We start from the raw sequence: 17,891 nt of genomic DNA, 5'->3' as shown, positions 1-17,891 counted from the left end.
CACCACAGATAAATCCCCTCACCACAAAAGCCCCGCCAATTCAGATCAAAGGGTCTTTTCGAAGATTTTCGAGTTGCGCTGATAGTTGTACAGCGACGCCCGTGCCGCTGGCAGGCGTTCAACACTGCTCGGCTCGAAGCCACGCTCGCGGAACCAGTGCGCAGTGCGTGTGGTGAGTACGAACAGAGTCTTCAAACCTTGCGCGCGGGCACGGGTTTCGATGCGCTCCAGCAGTTCATCGCCGCGACCGCCGTGGCGATACTCCGGGTTCACTGCCAGACACGCCAGTTCACCGGCATCCGAATCGGCAATCTGATACAGCGCCGCACAGGCGATGATCATCCCCTCACGCTCGACCACGCTGAACTGCTCGATCTCACGCTCCAGCACTTCACGCGAACGGCGCACCAGAATCCCCTGTTCTTCCAGCGGACTGATCAGGTCGAGCAAGCCACCGACGTCTTCAATCGCCGCCTCGCGCACCAGTTCGAATTGCTCCTGGGCCACCAGCGTACCGCCACCGTCACGGGTGAAGAGTTCGGTCAGCAGCGCACCGTCCTCGGCATAGCTGACAATGTGGCTACGCGCCACGCCGCCACGGCAAGCCTGAGCGGCGGCATCCAGCAGTTCCGCCTGATAGTTGCTGTTGCCCAGACGCTGCAAATGCGCCGGCACTTGTTGTGGGCGCAGTTCGCGCACCAGTTTGCCGTTCTCATCGATCAGACCGAGGTCGGCGCCGAACAACAGCAGTTTGTCTGCGCCCAGGTCGATGGCGGCGCGGGTGGCGACGTCTTCGCAAGCGAGGTTGAAGATTTCACCGGTCGGCGAGTAGCCCAGCGGCGACAGCAGCACGATGGAGCGTTCATCGAGCAGACGATTGATGCCTTTGCGATCGACCCGGCGCACTTCGCCGGTGTGGTGATAATCGACACCTTCGAGCACGCCGATCGGCCGCGCGGTCACCAGGTTGCCGCTGGCCACGCGCAGACGCGAGCCCTGCATCGGCGATGAAGCCATGTCCATCGACAGCCGTGCCTCGATGGCAATGCGCAACTGGCCGACGGCGTCGATCACACACTCCAGCGTCGCCGCATCGGTGATGCGCATGCCGTGGTGGTAATGCGGCGTCAGGCCACGGGCGGCGAGGCGGGTTTCAATCTGTGGGCGCGAACCGTGCACCAGCACCAGACGCACGCCGAGGCTGTGCAGCAGGACGATGTCGTGGACGATATTGCCGAAATTCGGATGCTCCACGCCGTCGCCGGGCAGCATGACGACGAAGGTGCAGTCGCGGTGGGCATTGATATAAGGGGACGCGTGACGAAGCCAATTGACGTATTCGGGCATGAACCTGGGCCTGTAATAAAGAGCAGCCGGAAAAGGGGCGAAACGGAAAACGCACAGCGGGCTGATGGTTATCGTCGGAACAGGCTTGGCGACACGCGCGCTCTCCTCATGAATACGGGTTGGAATGCTGGCAATTTACAGCGTTTGGTCGAGCAAAACACAGATCCCTTGTAGGAATGAGCTGCTCGCGATAGCGGAGTGTCAGTCAATATCTCCGGTGACTGTCTCACCGCTATCGCGAGCAGGCTCACTCCTACAAATCCTGTGATGTTGGGGCACTTGTCAGACAGTAATGTTCAATCAGTTGCCGCAATAGATGCACGGTAGGCTGCAAACGTGACATTTCAAGGTACTCGCCGGGCTGATGCGCACAGGCGATGTCGCCGGGGCCGAGTACGATGGTTTCGCAGCCAAGGCGCTGAAGATAAGGCGCTTCGGTGCCGAACGCCACTGCTTCGGCCACATGACCGGTGAGCTTCTCGGCGATGCGCACCAATTCGGCGTCTTCGGCCTGTTCGAATGGCGGCACTTCCGGGAACAACGGTTTGTAGTCGATCTTCACCTGATGCCGTTCGGCAACCGGGTTGAGCTTGCGCAGAATCTCGGCGCGCAGGACTTTCGGGTCCATGCCCGGTAACGGCCGCAAGTCGAACTCCAACGAACACTGGCCGCAGATGCGGTTGGGGTTGGGGTTGTCGCCGCCATGGATGCAGCCGAAGTTCATCGTTGGTTGCGGCACGCTGAACTGCGGATTGTTGAATTCACGCTGCCACAACAGGCGCAGACCACGCAGTTCGCCGATGGCATCGTGCATCGCTTCGAGGGCACTGTGGCCCAGGCGCGGATCCGACGAATGACCGCTCTGCCCGAGAATATCGATGCGCTCCATCATGATGCCTTTATGCATGCGGATCGGCTTGAGCCCGGTCGGCTCGCCGATCACCGCCGCACGGCCCAGCGGTCGCCCGGCCTCGGCCAACGCGCGGGCACCGGACATCGAGCTTTCTTCATCGCAGGTGGCGAGGATCAGCAGCGGCTGCTTGAACGGCTGATCAAGCAGCGGCAGCACGGCTTCGATAATCAGGGCGAAGAAGCCCTTCATGTCGCAACTGCCGAGCCCGACCCAGCGACCATCGACTTCGGTGAGTTTCAGCGGATCGGTCTGCCACAGTGCATCGTCGTACGGCACAGTGTCACTGTGCCCGGCCAGCACCAGCCCGCCGGGACCACTGCCGAAACTGGCGAGCAGATTGAATTTGCCGGGACTGACCTGCTGGATGTTGCAACTGAAACCCAGGTCACCGAGCCATCCGGCGAGCAGATCGATCACCGCCCGGTTGGACTGATCCAGGCTTGGCTGCGTACAACTGACCGACGGCGCGGCAATCAGCGCAGCGAACTGGTCTTGCATGGACGGCAAAGGCATCGCTGACTCCCACTCCCGATTTGAAGTCCATCATAGAGCCATCCGGCGTCAGGAATAAACCGCCGCAGGGCGTAGGAAGTTCGAGTCCTGTACACTGCACGGCCTTGGCAGCCACACATTCCCCCGGCTGCGCTCCCGATCCTGGATTTTCCGGCCATGCAGAAAGAAACCGAAATCAAACTCCGCGTCAGCCGCGAAACCCTCGCTGCCCTGCGCGAGCACCCGTTACTGAAAAAACGCAACAAAAATGGCTGGGAACGCCGTGAGTTGATGAACCAGTACTTCGACACCCCAGAGCGCGATCTGGCCCAGGCCAAAGTTGCCCTGCGCCTGCGCAAGGATGGCGACGAAGTGATTCAGACCCTCAAGACTCGCGGCCAGAGCGTCGCCGGTCTGTCCGAGCGTAACGAGTACGACTGGAAGTTGCCGAAAGCCAAGCTCGACGTGAAGAAACTCGACGGCGAATGCTGGCCCGAGTCGCTGGCCGAGCTGGACAAGAAAACCCTGAAACCGATCTTCACCACCGATTTCGTCCGCGAGCGCGCCGAAATCGCTTGGGGTCGTGGCAAGGCCAAAGTGGTCATCGAAGCCGCGCTGGACCTGGGTCATGTGGTAGTCGGCAAACAGAAAGAAGAAATCTGCGAGCTGGAACTGGAACTGCGCGAAGGCGAGCCTGCCGCGCTGCTGGAACTGGCCGCTGAACTGGCGCAAACCCTGGCGCTGATGCCGTGTGATATCAGCAAGGCCGAGCGCGGTTATCGTCTGTACGACGCCAACAGTTACTCGCTGAGCCTGCCGGCACCCGAGCTGACGCCGGAAACCCAGCTGGACGACGCTTTCGCCGCGCTGGGCTGGCACTTGCTCGGCAGCAGCCAGCGCCTGGCCGAACAGTACCGTTTCAACGGTCACTGGCGCCTGTTGCTGGACTGGGTCGAGAACCTCGCCGAAATGCGCGCCCTGCTCAGCAGCCTCGGCCAGGCCGCACCGCGTCCGTCGACCCACGACCTGCGCGTGGCGCTGGATGCCTTGCTGGAAGACTGGCGCCCACTGGTGCAGGTCGGCATCGAAGACGAAGACGTGCGCAAAGCTGCGCCGGAACAGTTCCTCGAAGAACTGGAAGACCCGCGTTGGGGCCTGTTCTCGCTGACCGCTTCGCGCTGGTTGCTGGCTCGCAGCTGGACGGCCGAGCGCAACGTGCGTGGCAACCGTCAGGGTGGCGCGCAGTTGCACAGCTGGTTGCCGCGCACATTGGGTGAAGAAGCCACGGCCCTGCAATTGCAGCGTTACCAGCAGCAGCCGGAAGATCTGGCCGAGCAATTGCCGCGTATCGAGCGTATTCAGGTCTGGTTGCACCACGCGCGTAACGTGCTGGAGATCCCGGAAATGGATCGCCTGTACGGCGAGCTGAACAAACTTGCGCAACTGGCCAACGAGCCGACGATCACTGACGAACTGCTCGATGCGCGCAAGCAGCAGGCGATTGCGGTTTACCAGAACCGTGCCTGGAAAATGCTGCTGCGCATGTAAGTCCGCCATCGCTGGCAAGCCAGCTCCCACAGGGTTCAGTGTTGGAATGCAGATTGTGTTTCAGCACAAAACCTGTGGGAGCTGGCTTGCCAGCGATGAAACCAACACAATCACCGCGCTAGACCGGGAGGCTGGTTGTGGACTTGATTTCGGAAAGCGCCACAATCGAATTCACTTCCTGAATCCCCGGCACCAGCGACAGTTTCTCGAAGAAGAACCGCTCGTACGCCTCGATATCCGCCGCGACAATACGCAGCAGAAAATCCACCGCGCCCATCAGCACATAACACTCCAGCACTTCCGGAAAGCCGCGAATCGCCTCGGTGAACTCGGTGAAGTTTGAACGCCCGTGGGCATTGAGTTTGATCTCGGCAAAAATCTGCGTATTCAGGCCAATCTTCTTGCGATCCAGCAACGTCACCTGCCCGCGAATGATGCCCTCCTCCTTCATCCGCTGAATCCGCCGCCAGCAGGGCGATTGCGACAGCCCAACCTGTTCGGCGATCTGCGCGCTCGATAGCGACGCATCCTCTTGCAGCAGGGCGAGAATCTTGCGGTCGTAGCTGTCCAGCTCGCTGTGCATATAAAAACCTCAAACAGATAACCTGGCGAATTGATCTATTCGCTGACTCGTCAATAACGCCGATTTTAGCCAAGAAATACCCATCAGCGAATGTAAAAATTTCTCCAGTGAATTTGGAGACTTGCCATGCCGCACCTTGAAGCCGTGAACAGCGCCCCCATCCGCGCCGACGTGTGGAACGTCAGCAATGCCCACTGCCTGGCGCAGTATCAAATCCTCGCCGAGGCCGAGCCGGATTTGCTGGTGCGGGTGTTGAACCTGTTCGCGTTGCAATTCCTTACCCCCGAGCAGGTCAATGTGCAGCGCCTGAATGATCTGTTGTCGATCGACCTTGTCATGGGCGGCCTGAGCTGGCATCGCGCGCAAGTGATTGCGGAAAAACTTCGGAACCTGATCAGCGTGTGCTCGGTGAATCTGCAAAACGCCGACACGGCGTGGGATGCGCAGGCGCAAGCGGCCGGCTGACAAATCCGGCAACGGCTTCGTCGGGTAGTGGCCCAACAGTCTGCGGGGCCACGACTATCCTTTGCGCACAGTCGCTCAAAAGGAGCCCGCATGTCCGTTCAACTCGCCACTCAGGACCGCTGGCTGGAACTCAACGATGTGTTGCGTGAACTGGTCGCCCAAGGCTTCATCAGCCAGGACTCGGCCGAACAGGCGCTGAACGCCCGTCGGCGCCACGCCGCCCACAGCCAGATGCACCCACTGGAATTCATCGCCAGCCAACAGCTCGACGACCTCAGCCGTCCGGGCAAACATCTCGACCTCGAAAGCCTGACCTTGTGGCTGGCGCAACAGGCCGGGCAGCCGTATTTGCGCATCGACCCGCTGAAGATCAACGTTGCCGCCATCACCCCGCTGATGTCCTACGCCTTTGCCCAACGGCACAAGATTCTTGCCGTCGCGGTCGACCGCGACTCGGTAACGGTGGCCAGTGCCCAGCCCTATGTGAATGGCTGGGAAGCCGATCTGACCCACGTCCTGAAACTGCCGATCAAGCGAGTGGTGGCCAACCCGGCGGATATCCAGCGTTTCAGCGTCGAGTTTTTCCGCCTGGCCAAATCGGTCAGCGGCGCCAGCAATGCCGATCAGCAAAGCGGCAACCTCGGCAACTTCGAACAACTGCTCAACCTCGGCGCCAGCGATCAGGAACCGGACGCCAACGACGCGCACATCGTCAACATCGTCGACTGGCTGTTCCAGTACGCCTTCCAGCAGCGCGCCAGCGATATCCACATCGAGCCGCGCCGCGAGCAAGGCACCGTGCGCTTTCGCATCGACGGCGTGCTGCACAACGTCTATCAATTCCCGCCGCAGGTGACCATGGCGATAGTCAGCCGCCTGAAAAGCCTCGGCCGGATGAATGTCGCCGAGAAGCGTAAACCCCAGGATGGCCGGGTCAAGACCAAGACCCCGGACGGCGGCGAGGTCGAGTTGCGGCTGTCGACCTTGCCCACGGCGTTCGGCGAAAAAATGGTCATGCGGATCTTCGACCCGGAGGTTCTGCTCAAGGACTTCGACCAGCTCGGGTTTTCAATTGACGACCTGCGCCGCTGGCAGGACATGACCCGCCAGCCCAACGGCATCATTCTGGTCACCGGGCCAACCGGTTCGGGGAAGACCACCACGCTGTACACCACGCTGAAAAAACTGGCGACGCCGGAGGTCAACCTCTGCACCATCGAGGATCCGATCGAAATGGTCGAACCGGCCTTCAACCAGATGCAGGTCCAGCACAACATCGACCTGAGCTTCGCCGCCGGCGTGCGTGCGCTGATGCGGCAAGACCCGGACATCATCATGATCGGCGAGATCCGCGACCTCGAAACCGCTGAAATGGCGATTCAGGCTGCACTGACCGGGCACCTGGTGCTGTCGACGCTGCACACCAACGATGCGCCGAGCGCGATCAGCCGTCTGCTGGAGCTCGGCGTGCCGCATTACTTGATCAAAGCCACCGTGCTTGGCGTCATGGCCCAACGGTTGGTGCGCACCCTGTGCCCGCACTGCAAGGCGCCCCTCACGCTTGAGGAAGAAGACTGGCAAACCCTGACCCGACCGTGGCAAGCACCGCTGCCGACGAATGCGCAACGCGCGATTGGTTGTCTGGAATGCCGCGATACCGGTTATCGCGGTCGCGCCGGGGTCTACGAAATCATGCAACTGAGCGATAGCCTCAAGGCGTTCATCACCCCCGACACCGACCTCACGGCGATCCGGCGCCAGGCGTTCAAGGAAGGTATGCGCAGCCTGCGCCTGTCCGGCGCACAGAAAGTCGCGGCCGGGCTGACGACGATCGAGGAGGTGTTGCGGGTGACGCCACAGAGCGAGCAGCGCTAGAGACGCTACCAGTCGATCACATTGACCTCGGCATTGGGCTTGATCCACAGCACGCTGCCGTCGGATTGCCGTTGCAGAATCGAGTGGTTGAGCTTGAGTCCTTTACCGGTGCGCAGATTTCGTACCGCGTCGGACTTGCTCGGGCTGAACATCAAGGTGCCCGGACTGTTCTGCGCCACCCGCACTCCATGTGGGTATTGCCAGTCGCCGACGGTTAGCGGATTTTCCAGCTGACCGTCCCACCGCAATAGCCGGTGCTGCTGGTCGAGTGTCACGGAGACACTCGACAACACGATGCCGCGCACTGAAACAGGCTCCCGGGCCATCCAGTCACTGACGGTGTACTCGTCGCCCTCCCGATAGATTCGGCTTTGCGCCGGCCAGGTCTCTCCGGCAATCTGCGCACCGGCCACCAGCGTACAAGCACTAAAACGCCAGCGCTCAGGTTGCAGACGGGTCTCCTCGGTGACACTCATCTTCAACCAGGTGCCGCCCGCACAGGGCCAGCCATCGACCACTTGATCCCCTACCAGCAGCAACTCGGCTTCGGGCAGGAAATACATTTTCAATGCCGAAACCTTTATCCCAGCAATGGCATGCGGAGCGATGAATTCAGCACTGCGTACACTGGCCAGACCATGGATTTGCGGCTCACCCTTCTCGTCCAGCGGTTCGAGCGTACTCAGGTGCACACTGGCACCGGCCGGCAAAGTCAGCTCCCCGACCTGAACAGCGTGATCGAGCGTGGGATTACGCAGCTGACGCTCCCGGTGATCGACCCATAGCCGATACGAGGTCAAGCCAACAACGCTGACACAGACCAATGCCATGGCCCCGACCTTGCGTGGATGCCGCAGCAACGGCCTGCGCCACGCCGGTATACACAGCATGATCAGCAGCACGGGCAGGCCGATGAAACCGACCATGAGAAACCACCAGAACATGGCATAAAACAAAGCAGGAAAATTCAAGGCAGCGTCCATGCGTGAAAACCATCGCGCATGGTGCCAAACAACTCGTTGGAGCCCTAGCGCTAGATTGCGCAACAGGCTGAAACAGAGCACTCATGGAACCGGATCGGGCAAATGACGATCCAAGGCCGTAGTTAACCCCCAGGAGTCATCTCATCATGCGTCTCAAACTTGCTGTCGCCACCCTTGCCTTGCTGTCCCTCCCTGTTGGTTCAGCGATGGCCGACAGCTTTTGGCGTAACGTCATTTCGTCCGGCGCCACCACTGGCTCGACCTACCTGACCTTCAAGGATCACAAGCTGATCGTCGCCGCACAGGACGATGCCGGCAGTTTCGTTGCCAGTGATGGCGGGATCCGTGGCCCGTACCTGGAAGCGGCGATGCAGAAAGTCCGCGCCGACAATCCGGGCCTGCAAGCGACGGACATGGAACTGGCGAACGCGATTCTGGCGAAGAACGCCGTGGCTTCCGAATAAGCCTTTCGCCCACAAAAATGCCGCTCATATGAGCGGCATTTTTTTGCCCGCTATTTTCAGATGCACCATAGAACCCTGTGGGAGCGGGCTTGCCCGCGATGGCGGTGCAGCATTCACCCAATATGCTGGATCTGCCCGCTCCCACAGGATTTGGATAACTTCCAGAAAAGTCAGCGGTAATCATCCACCGGCACGCAAGCGCAAAACAGATTGCGGTCGCCATAGACGTTATCCACCCGATTCACCGCCGGCCAATATTTGTGCGCCTTGGTATGCGCATCCGGAGTAATGCCCTGCTCGATACTGTAAGGCCGCTCCCACACCCCGGTAACATCCGCCAACGTGTGCGGCGCACGCTTGAGCGGGTTGTCTTCCGCCGGCCAGTTGCCGTTCTGCACCTCGCTGATTTCTGCGCGAATGCTCAACATGGCGCCGATAAAGCGGTCCAGTTCGGCCTTCGACTCGCTCTCGGTCGGCTCGACCATCAACGTCCCCGGCACCGGGAATGACATGGTCGGCGCATGGAAGCCATAGTCCATCAGGCGCTTGGCGACATCTTCTTCGCTGATCCCGGTCTGTGCCTTCAGCGGCCGCAGATCAAGAATGCATTCATGCGCCACTCGCCCGTTGCGCCCGGTATACAGCACCGGAAACGCGCCGGATAAATGTTGCGCCAGATAGTTTGCCGCCAGAATCGCCACCTCACTGGCATCGGCCAGTTGCGGGCCCATCATGGCGATGTACATCCAGCTGATCGGCAGAATACTTGCGCTGCCCCACGGCGCGGCACTGACCGCACCGTTCTGCGTCAGCGGTCCGTCAATCGGCACCACTGGGTGGTTGGCGACAAATGGCGCCAGATGCGCACGAATGCCGATCGGCCCCATGCCCGGCCCGCCGCCGCCATGGGGAATGCAGAACGTCTTGTGCAGGTTCATGTGTGACACGTCGGCGCCGATGTCTGCCGGCCGCGCCAGCCCGACCTGCGCGTTGAGGTTGGCGCCGTCCATGTACACCTGACCGCCGTGCTGGTGGATAACTTCGCAGATTTCGCTGATGCCTTCTTCATACACGCCATGAGTCGACGGATACGTCGCCATCAGGCACGACAACCTGGCCCCGGCCTCGGCGGCTTTGGCCTTCAGATCATCCAGATCGACATTGCCCGCCTCGTCGCACTCGACAATCACCACACGCATTCCGGCCATCTGCGCCGAGGCCGGATTGGTGCCGTGGGCCGAGGACGGAATCAGGCAGATATCCCGCGCCCCCTGCTGGCGGCTCTCGTGATATTTGCGGATCGCCAGCAGCCCGGCGTACTCACCCTGAGCGCCGGAGTTGGGCTGCATGCAAATCGCATCGAACCCAGTGATCGCGCACAGCCAGCGCTCGAGCTCTTCGATCATCAGGGTGTAGCCGACTGCCTGCTCTCGGGGCACAAACGGATGTAGGTTGGCGAACTGCGGCCAGGTGATCGGGATCATCTCGCTGGTGGCGTTGAGTTTCATCGTGCAGGAGCCCAGCGGGATCATCGACTGGTTGAGCGCCAGGTCCTTGTTCTCCAGTTGCTTGAGGTAACGCAGCATCTCGGTTTCGCTGTGATGAGCGTTGAACACCGGATGGCGCAGGTAAGGCGTCTTGCGCTGGAGGTTGTCGGGTATGCCTGAAACCAGCACTTCAGCATCGAGATCGTCGACGTTCAAACCATGATCGGCACCAAGCAGCACATTGAACAACTTCGCCACGGTACTTTCATCGCTCGTCTCATCCAGGCTCAGACCAACGCGACCACGGCCGAGGATTCTCAGGTTGATCTGCGCGGCCTGGGCGCTTCCGATGATTGCGGTTTGCGCGCCGCCAACGTCCAGCGTCAGCGTGTCGAAAAACCGTGCGTTGACCCGTTTGATGCCGTGGCGCTCAAGACCCGCCGCGAGGATGCAGGTCAGCCGATGTACGCGCTGGGCGATTCGTTTCAAACCTTCCGGCCCGTGGTAAACCGCATAGAAACTGGCGATGTTGGCCAATAACACCTGTGCCGTGCAGATATTCGAATTGGCCTTCTCGCGGCGGATATGTTGCTCGCGGGTTTGCAGGGCCATGCGCAGTGCCACGTTGCCCCGGGCATCCTTCGACACGCCAATGATCCGCCCGGGAATCGCCCGTTTGTATTCCTCGCGGCTGGCAAAAAATGCCGCGTGCGGCCCACCGTAGCCCATGGGCACGCCGAAACGCTGGGACGAGCCGAACACCACATCAGCGCCCAATTCACCCGGCGGCGTCAGCAACAACAAACTCAATAGATCAGTGGCGACGCAGGCCAACGCCTGCTGTGCATGCAGGTGGTCAATCAGCGGCTGCAAATCAGCGATTTCGCCGTGGGTGTCGGGATATTGCAGCAGTGCGCCGAACACCTGATGCTGCTTCAAGTTATCCACAGCATCGATGATCAACTCGAAGCCAAACCCCTCGGCACGGGTCTGCACCACGGAAACGGTTTGCGGATGACAGTTCTCGTCGACAAAAAACAGATTGCTCTTCGACTTGGCAACGCGCTTGGCCAGTGCCATGGCTTCAGCGGCGGCGGTGGCCTCATCGAGCAACGAAGCGTTAGCCAGTTCGAGGCCGGTAAGGTCGATGGTCATTTGCTGGAAGTTCAGCAAGGCTTCGAGCCGACCTTGGGCGATCTCCGGTTGATACGGCGTGTACGCGGTGTACCAACCGGGATTTTCCAGCACGTTGCGCAAGATAACGCTGGGTGTGAGGGTGCCGTGGTAGCCCATGCCGATCAGGCTGGTCCACACCTGATTCTGCTCGGCATACCCGCGCAGTCTGGCCAGTGCGGCTTGCTCATCCAGCGCCGGCGGCAGATCGAGCGGGCGATTGAAGCGAATGCCCGGCGGCACGGTCTGCTCGATCAGTTCGACCCGGCTGCCGAGACCGAGACTGTCGAGCATGGCTTGTTGCTCAGCGGCATCCGGGCCGAGGTGACGGCGCAGGAAGGCCTCGGAATCGCGTAACTGGCTCAGGGACGGCAACTGGGACATGACGGGCTCTCTCTAGGCTGGCGCTCGGCGTCAATGCAACACGGTCAAACCAGCATAGCAGCCCGTGTCGCAACTCATTTTCAGTACAGACGCCCGCTCCCACACTGGATTTTCATTGCCCATGAAAAAGCCCCGACGAGTCGGGGCTTTGGGGTATCGCTCGAAGCTTATTCGCCGATGGCTGCCTTGTAGGCCGCGGCATCCAGCAGCTTGTCCAGCTCAGCCTTGTCGCTTGGCTTGAGTTTGAAGATCCAGGCAGCGTACGGCTCGTTGTTCAGTTCTTCCGGCGAGTTGGCCAGTTCTTCGTTGACCGCGATCACTTCTCCGCCAACTGGGGAGTAGATGTCGGAAGCCGCCTTCACCGACTCAACAACACCTGCTGCATCACCGGCAGCAAACACTTTGCCGACCTCAGCCAGTTCAACGAACACCACGTCACCCAGCGCTTCCTGCGCGTGATCGCTGATGCCCACAGTGACGGTGCCGTCAGCTTCCAGACGTGCCCATTCGTGACTTTCGGCAAAACGCAGTTCGGCAGGGATATCGCTCATCTTCGGTGTCCTCAAGAAATTGTCAGCGGTCTGCCCGCCGGAAAAGGTTAGATCAAAGTTTTGCCGTGGCGCACGAAGGTCGGTTTGACCACGCGTACCGGATACCACTTGCCACGGATTTCCACTTCGGCGCGGTCGGCGGTGGCCATCGGAACACGCGCCAGGGCAATCGATTTGCTTAGCGTAGGAGAGAAACTACCACTGGTGATCTCCCCTTCGCCAACATCGGCGATGCGAACCACCTGATGAGCACGCAAAACACCGCGTTCTTCGAGCACCAGACCGACCAGTTTGTGCGCAACACCCGCGGCTTTTTCTGCCTCCAGCGCGGCGCGGCCGATGAACTGGCGCGAGGCCGGTTCCCAGGCAATGCTCCAGGCCATGTTCGAGGCAAGCGGCGAAACGTCCTGATGAATGTCTTGACCGTAGAGGTTCATCCCGGCCTCAACCCGCAAGGTGTCGCGGGCACCAAGGCCGATCGGCGAAATGCCGGCACCGACCAGATCGTTGAAAAACGCTGGAGCCTGATCAGCCGGCAAGGCGATTTCCAGACCGTCTTCACCGGTGTAACCGGTACGGGCGATGAACCAGTCGCCGTCGGCGTGCGCTTCGAAAGGTTTGAGCTGCTGGATCAGCGAGGCGCGGGACTGGGTGACCAGTTCGGCAATCTTGTGCCGGGCCTGCGGGCCTTGAATGGCGAGCATGGCCAGTTCGGAGCGCTCGTGCAGCTGCACGTCGTAACCGCCCACTTGCGCATTCATCCAGGCCAGGTCCTGATCGCGGGTGGAGGCGTTGAACACCAGCCGATAACCGTCCTCGAGACGGTAGACGATCATGTCGTCGACGATACCGCCACGCTCGTTGAGCATGGTGCTGTACAACGCACGGCCGGGGTTGTGCAGGCGTTCGACATCATTGGCCAGCAAATGCTGCAGCCAGGCTTTGGCCTGAACACCGGTGACATCAATTACGGTCATGTGGGAAACATCGAACACCCCGCAATCGCGGCGCACTTCGTGGTGCTCCTCGACCTGCGAGCCGTAATGCAGTGGCATGTCCCAACCGCCAAAATCGACCATCTTCGCGCCGAGGGCGAGATGCAGGTCATACAGAGGCGTACGCTGTCCCATGGGTTTCTCCTTCCGGGCGTGGCGAAGGTGCGGACAGCCGCTGCACGGGTGAAAGCCTTGAAATAGAAGGCTCTCAGCCGATTCCAGCGAACAGATCTGTCAGACGAACCGCACCGAATGCCGCGCATTGTAGCCGCATGATTCAGGACTCACTACTAAGTGTTTCGGTGCGCCGAGCGGCGGATCAGTCCGATAACCGGCAATAAACCCACCAGAACCAGAGTCAGCGCTGGCAACGATGCCCGCGCCCATTCGCCTTCGCTGGTCATTTCAAAGATGCGCACGGCCAGCGTGTCCCAGCCAAACGGGCGCATCAGCAGGGTCGCGGGCATTTCCTTGAGGACATCGACGAACACCAGCAACGCCGCGCTCAACGTGCCGGGCAGCAACAGTGGCAGATACACTTTGAAAAACAGTCGCGGCCCACTGACACCCAGGCTACGTGCCGCTTCGGGCAAAGACGGCCGTATACGCGCCAGACTGTTCTCCAGCGGACCATAGGCGACAGCCATGAAGCGCACCAGATAAGCCATCAGCAACGCCGCCAGACTGCCCAGCAGCAAGGGTTTGCCGGCGCCACCGAGCCAGCCCGAAAGCGGGATCACCAGTTCGCGATCCAGATAACTGAACGCCAGCATGATCGAGACCGCCAGCACCGAGCCCGGCAAGGCGTAGCCAAGATTGGCCAGACTGACGCCGGAACGGATCACCGGAGTCGGTGCCAAGCGTCGGGCAAACGCCAGCAACAACGCGACGCTGACGGTGATCAACGCGGCCATGCCGCCCAGATACAGGGTGTGGACGATCAGCCCGGCGTAACGCTCATCGAGATCGAAACGGCCGCGCTGCCAGAACCAGACGAGCAGCTGCAGCATCGGAATGACGAAAGCGCAGGCGAAGACCAATCCGCACCAGCTCATCGCCGCGAGCGCCGTGAATCCACGCAGGTGGTACAGCGCCTTGACCCGTGGCCGCTCGTTGCCCGCCCGATTGGCCCCGCGTGCGCGGCGTTCGCCGTACAGCACCAGCATCACCACCAGCAACAACAGGCTGGCCAGTTGCGCCGCGCTCGGCAGGCTGAAGAAGCCGTACCAGGTTTTGTAGATGGCCGTGGTGAAGGTGTCGAAGTTGAACACCGAGACTGCGCCGAAATCCGCCAGAGTCTCCATCAGCGCCAGCGCTACACCGGCGCCGATCGCCGGCCGCGCCATCGGCAACGCAACGCGCCAGAACGCTTGCCACGGCGATTGCCCGAGCACCCGTGCGGCTTCCATCAGGCCTTTGCCCTGAGCAAGAAACGCGCTGCGCGCCAGCAGGTAAACGTAGGGATAGAAGACCAGCACCAACACCACAATTACCCCGCCGGTGGAGCGTACCCGTGGCAACCGCAGGCCAGTGCCGAACCATTCACGCAGCAGCGTTTGCACGGGGCCGGCGAAATCCAGCAGGCCGACGAAAACGAAGGCCAGTACGTAGGCCGGGATGGCGAACGGCAGCATCAGCGCCCAGTCGAGCCAGCGCCGCCCAGGGAATTCGCAGAGGCTGGTGAGCCAGGCGAGGCTGACACCGAGTAGCGTCACGCCGACACCGACGCCGAGCACCAGGGTCAGGGTGTTACCCAACAGGCGCGGCATCTGGGTTTCCCACAGGTGCGACCAGATCTGCTGATCGATGGTCTGCCAGGAGAGCAACAGGACACTCAGGGGCAACAGCACCAGCGCGGCGATGGCGAAGACAATGGGATACCAGCGGCGTTGGGCGGGGTGGGCCACTTTTGAATCTCTGGAGGGATTGGGGTGTTCTTGGGATTAGGGTTTCAGGTTGAGATTGCTGCCCTCACCCTAACCCTCTCCCGGGGGGAGAGGGGACTGACCGAGGTGCTCATGCAAGCTACATCGACCTGAAACATCGAGTCGAACTCAGGATTTGAATCCAACTCAGATCGGCTCCCTTTTCCCCCTCTCCCTTGGGGAGAGGGCTGGGGTGAGGGGCTGGATCTTGAAGCAGACAAATATATCGAAAAAGCCTCAGTTCCAACCCGCCCGATCCATCATCCGGATCGCCTCGGCCTGACGCTTGCCCGCCACTTCCACCGGCAAGGTATCAGCGACAAACTGGCCCCACGCAGCCACTTCTTCCGAAGGCTTCACCGCCGGGTTGGCCGGGAATTCCTGGTTTACGTCGGCAAAAATCTTCTGCGCCTCAGGCGTGGTCATCCACTCGACCAGGGCTTTGGCCGCTTCCGGGTGCGGTGCATGCTTGGTCAGGCCGATCCCCGACAGGTTGACGTGCACGCCGCGATCCGCCTGATTCGGCCAGAACAGTTTCACCGGCAGATCCGGCTTCTGCTTGTGCAGTCGACCGTAGTAGTAAGTGTTGACGATGCCGACGTCGCACTGGCCGGCGTTGATCGCCTCAAGCACCGCGACGTCATCGGAGAACACGTCGGTGGACAGGTTGTTGACCCAGCCCTTGAGGATTTTCTCGGTTTTCTCGGCGCCGTGGACTTCGATCATGGTCGCCGTCAGCGACTGGTTGTAGACCTTCTTCGCCGTGCGCAGGCACAGGCGCCCTTCCCAGTTCTTGTCGGCCAGCGCTTCGTAGGTGGTCAATTCACCCGGTTTAACACGCTCAGTGGAATAGGCGATGGTCCGCGCACGCAGGCTCAGGCCAGTCCACGCATGGCTGGACGAGCGATATTGCAAAGGAATGTTGGCGTCGATGGTTTTCGACGTAAACGGCTGGAGGATGCCCATCTGCTCGGCCTGCCAGAGGTTGCCGGCATCGACGGTCAGCAGCAGGTCGGCGGTGGCGTTCTCGCCTTCGGCCTTGATGCGCTGCATCAGCGGCGCTTCCTTGTCGGTGATGAACTTGATCTTCACCCCGGTCTTGGCGGTGTATGCATCGAACACTGGCTTGATCAGCTCATCGATGCGCGAGGAGTAAACCACAACCTCGTCGGCGGCCTGGGCAGTGGTACTGCCAATCAGGGTCAAGGCCAGTGCGGTCAGAAGACGCTTGGGTGCCAACATGGGAGTGGTCTCTCGGTCGGAAAATGTGGGCCAAATGATAAGGACTCACATTTACCAGCTCAATCGATCACTGTTCGAAGGAGTTACCAGATGTTGCACAGCGTGTTTTTGTAGTGGCTTCACCGACGCCATTGCGGGCAAGCCCGCTCCAATAGGGTCTTCGGGTGTACACAACATTGATGTTTCACACCGACCACTGTGGGAGCGGGCTTGCCCGCGAAGAGGCCATCAGCCTCAATGAAAATGTCAGGCTTTAGCGAGCGCGGGAAGATCACCGGTCAAGCCGAGGGCTTCACGCACAAATAACGCTTTCGCTTCGGGTATCTGCTCGACCAGTTTCAAACCCGTGTTACGCAACCAGCGCAACGGCAGCGGATCTGCCTGGAACAATCGCTCAAACCCTTCCATCGCCGCCATCAGCGCCAGATTGTGCGGCATGCGTCGACGCTCGTAGCGGCTCAAGACCTTCACGTCCGCCAGTCGCTCACCGCGCTCGTTCGCTTGCAGCAGCACTTCGGCCAACACCGCCGCGTCGAGGAAGCCCAGGTTCACACCCTGCCCCGCCAAAGGGTGAATGGTGTGCGCAGCGTCGCCAATCAGCGCCAGCCCTTCAGTCACGTAACGCTTGGCATGCCGCTGACGCAGCGGCACGCACAGACGTGGGTCGGCACTGACGACTTCGCCCAGACGACCTTCAAACGCACGCTCCAGCTCACGGCAGAAGTCCGCCTCATCCAGCTTCATCAAGCGTTCGGCCTCGCTCGGCGTGGTCGACCAGACGATCGAACACCAATCCTGCTGGCCGTCGCGCTCCAGCGGCAGAAACGCCAGCGGGCCGTGATCGGTGAAGCGTTGCCACGCGGTCATCTGATGCGGTTTGCTGCTACGCACGCTGGTGACAATGGCGTGATGCAGGTAATCCCATTCGCGGGTGGCCACGCCGGTCAGGCGGCGTACGGCCGAATTGGCGCCATCCGCTGCGATCACCAGTGGCGCACGCAATTGCCGACCATCGGCCAGCGTCAGCAGCCAGTCATCGCCCGAGCGACGCATCTGTTCCAGTCGCGCATTGGCCAGCATGCCCAGATCGCAATCGTGCAAACGGTCGAGCAAGGCATCCTGGACCACGCGGTTCTCGACGATATGGCCGAGTACCTCGGCGTGCACGCTGCTCGCCGAGAAATGAATCTGCCCGGTGCCACTGCCGTCCCACACGTGCATGTCGGTGTACGGGCTGCTGCGCCGCTTGGCGATGCCATCCCACACGCCGAGGCGTTCGAGGATTCGCTGGCTGGCCGCCGACAGCGCACTGACACGCGGTTCAAACGCCGCGTCGGCATCGAACGGTTTCACGCTCAACGGGCTGCCGTCGAGCAGCAATACTTCCAGCCCGCTGTCCTGCAACGCCAGCGCGAGGGCGCTGCCGACCATTCCGGCTCCGACAATCAGCAGATCTGCGCGCAT

At 60.9% G+C, this 17,891-nt stretch carries 14 protein-coding genes; 4 read left to right on the top strand and 10 right to left on the bottom strand.

Annotated elements, in window-relative coordinates:
• Positions 1-45: 45 nt before the first annotated feature.
• Together argA and argE are read right to left on the bottom strand one after the other, a co-directional pair.
• On the bottom strand, positions 46-1,347 hold the full coding sequence (gene argA / locus ACIONG_RS19695) for an amino-acid N-acetyltransferase (protein WP_401302140.1): 1,302 nt from the start codon (positions 1,345-1,347) through the stop codon (positions 46-48).
• Between the two features lie 253 nt (positions 1,348-1,600).
• On the bottom strand, positions 1,601-2,773 hold the full coding sequence (gene argE / locus ACIONG_RS19690; RefSeq protein WP_401302137.1) for an acetylornithine deacetylase: 1,173 nt from the start codon (positions 2,771-2,773) through the stop codon (positions 1,601-1,603).
• Between the two features lie 156 nt (positions 2,774-2,929).
• Between argE and ACIONG_RS19685 the strand changes: the two genes are divergently transcribed.
• Positions 2,930-4,300 carry an inorganic triphosphatase gene (locus ACIONG_RS19685; protein WP_213026896.1) on the top strand — a complete coding sequence of 457 codons (1,371 nt, stop codon included), beginning with the start codon at positions 2,930-2,932 and terminating at the stop codon, positions 4,298-4,300.
• Positions 4,301-4,418: 118 nt separating this feature from the next.
• Here the strand turns inward: ACIONG_RS19685 and ACIONG_RS19680 are convergent, their stop codons facing one another.
• Positions 4,419-4,883 carry an Lrp/AsnC family transcriptional regulator gene (locus tag ACIONG_RS19680; protein WP_016983809.1) on the bottom strand — a complete coding sequence of 155 codons (465 nt, stop codon included), beginning with the start codon at positions 4,881-4,883 and terminating at the stop codon, positions 4,419-4,421.
• A gap of 126 nt (positions 4,884-5,009) precedes the next feature.
• On the opposite strand from ACIONG_RS19680, the gene ACIONG_RS19675 reads away from it, so the two are divergent.
• Together ACIONG_RS19675 and ACIONG_RS19670 are read left to right on the top strand one after the other, a co-directional pair.
• A complete protein-coding gene (locus ACIONG_RS19675) occupies positions 5,010-5,348 on the top strand; it encodes a hypothetical protein (RefSeq protein ID WP_401302134.1) in 339 nt (112 codons plus the stop codon).
• A 90-nt stretch (positions 5,349-5,438) separates the two neighbouring features.
• Entirely contained in the window at positions 5,439-7,223 is a 1,785-nt protein-coding gene (locus tag ACIONG_RS19670) for an ATPase, T2SS/T4P/T4SS family (protein WP_315445083.1), read from the top strand.
• Positions 7,224-7,228: 5 nt separating this feature from the next.
• On the opposite strand, the gene ACIONG_RS19665 is transcribed toward ACIONG_RS19670, so the two are convergent.
• On the bottom strand, positions 7,229-8,194 hold the full coding sequence (locus ACIONG_RS19665; protein ID WP_401302131.1) for a hypothetical protein: 966 nt from the start codon (positions 8,192-8,194) through the stop codon (positions 7,229-7,231).
• 155 nt (positions 8,195-8,349) lie between these two features.
• Here ACIONG_RS19665 and ACIONG_RS19660 point away from each other — a divergent pair, with 155 nt between their 5' ends.
• Positions 8,350-8,670 (top strand): DUF2388 domain-containing protein, encoded by a 321-nt coding sequence (locus ACIONG_RS19660; protein WP_169843014.1) that lies wholly within the window; start codon positions 8,350-8,352, stop codon positions 8,668-8,670.
• Positions 8,671-8,840: 170 nt separating this feature from the next.
• On the opposite strand, the gene gcvP is transcribed toward ACIONG_RS19660, so the two are convergent.
• The 6 genes from gcvP to ACIONG_RS19630 all read right to left on the bottom strand — a co-directional run bounded on the left by gcvP (position 8,841) and on the right by ACIONG_RS19630 (position 17,891).
• The gene (gene gcvP / locus ACIONG_RS19655) at positions 8,841-11,714 is read right to left on the bottom strand and encodes an aminomethyl-transferring glycine dehydrogenase (RefSeq protein WP_401302128.1); all 2,874 of its coding nucleotides are present in this window, start codon (positions 11,712-11,714) and stop codon (positions 8,841-8,843) included.
• Between the two features lie 167 nt (positions 11,715-11,881).
• A complete protein-coding gene (gcvH, locus tag ACIONG_RS19650) occupies positions 11,882-12,265 on the bottom strand; it encodes a glycine cleavage system protein GcvH (protein WP_103302498.1) in 384 nt (127 codons plus the stop codon).
• Between the two features lie 47 nt (positions 12,266-12,312).
• Positions 12,313-13,395: a glycine cleavage system aminomethyltransferase GcvT gene (gcvT, locus tag ACIONG_RS19645; RefSeq protein ID WP_103302499.1), complete on the bottom strand. Its 1,083-nt coding sequence runs from the start codon at positions 13,393-13,395 to the stop codon at positions 12,313-12,315.
• Positions 13,396-13,550: 155 nt separating this feature from the next.
• Positions 13,551-15,167: an ABC transporter permease gene (locus tag ACIONG_RS19640; RefSeq protein ID WP_401302124.1), complete on the bottom strand. Its 1,617-nt coding sequence runs from the start codon at positions 15,165-15,167 to the stop codon at positions 13,551-13,553.
• A 255-nt stretch (positions 15,168-15,422) separates the two neighbouring features.
• Positions 15,423-16,427: an extracellular solute-binding protein gene (locus ACIONG_RS19635; protein WP_213026902.1), complete on the bottom strand. Its 1,005-nt coding sequence runs from the start codon at positions 16,425-16,427 to the stop codon at positions 15,423-15,425.
• Between the two features lie 246 nt (positions 16,428-16,673).
• Positions 16,674-17,891 (bottom strand): 2-octaprenyl-3-methyl-6-methoxy-1,4-benzoquinol hydroxylase, encoded by a 1,218-nt coding sequence (locus ACIONG_RS19630; protein WP_401302161.1) that lies wholly within the window; start codon positions 17,889-17,891, stop codon positions 16,674-16,676.

The sequence above is a fragment of the Pseudomonas sp. NPDC087817 genome (assembly GCF_044742875.1).
Taxonomy (GTDB): domain Bacteria; phylum Pseudomonadota; class Gammaproteobacteria; order Pseudomonadales; family Pseudomonadaceae; genus Aquipseudomonas.
The sequence above is the reverse complement of the archived record's forward strand: the minus strand, read 5'-3'. Positions and strand labels throughout refer to the sequence as shown.

Coding starts and splice junctions, on each gene's coding strand:
- gcvT (WP_103302499.1), bottom strand. CDS start 13,395: ATGGGACAGCGTACGCCTCTGTATGACCTGCATCTCGCCCTCGGCGCG.
- ACIONG_RS19630 (WP_401302161.1), bottom strand. CDS start 17,891: ATGCGCGCAGATCTGCTGATTGTCGGAGCCGGAATGGTCGGCAGCGCC.
- gcvH (WP_103302498.1), bottom strand. CDS start 12,265: ATGAGCGATATCCCTGCCGAACTGCGTTTTGCCGAAAGTCACGAATGG.
- ACIONG_RS19635 (WP_213026902.1), bottom strand. CDS start 16,427: ATGTTGGCACCCAAGCGTCTTCTGACCGCACTGGCCTTGACCCTGATT.
- argE (WP_401302137.1), bottom strand. CDS start 2,773: ATGCCTTTGCCGTCCATGCAAGACCAGTTCGCTGCGCTGATTGCCGCG.
- gcvP (WP_401302128.1), bottom strand. CDS start 11,714: ATGTCCCAGTTGCCGTCCCTGAGCCAGTTACGCGATTCCGAGGCCTTC.
- argA (WP_401302140.1), bottom strand. CDS start 1,347: ATGCCCGAATACGTCAATTGGCTTCGTCACGCGTCCCCTTATATCAAT.
- ACIONG_RS19675 (WP_401302134.1), top strand. CDS start 5,010: ATGCCGCACCTTGAAGCCGTGAACAGCGCCCCCATCCGCGCCGACGTG.
- ACIONG_RS19670 (WP_315445083.1), top strand. CDS start 5,439: ATGTCCGTTCAACTCGCCACTCAGGACCGCTGGCTGGAACTCAACGAT.
- ACIONG_RS19685 (WP_213026896.1), top strand. CDS start 2,930: ATGCAGAAAGAAACCGAAATCAAACTCCGCGTCAGCCGCGAAACCCTC.
- ACIONG_RS19680 (WP_016983809.1), bottom strand. CDS start 4,883: ATGCACAGCGAGCTGGACAGCTACGACCGCAAGATTCTCGCCCTGCTG.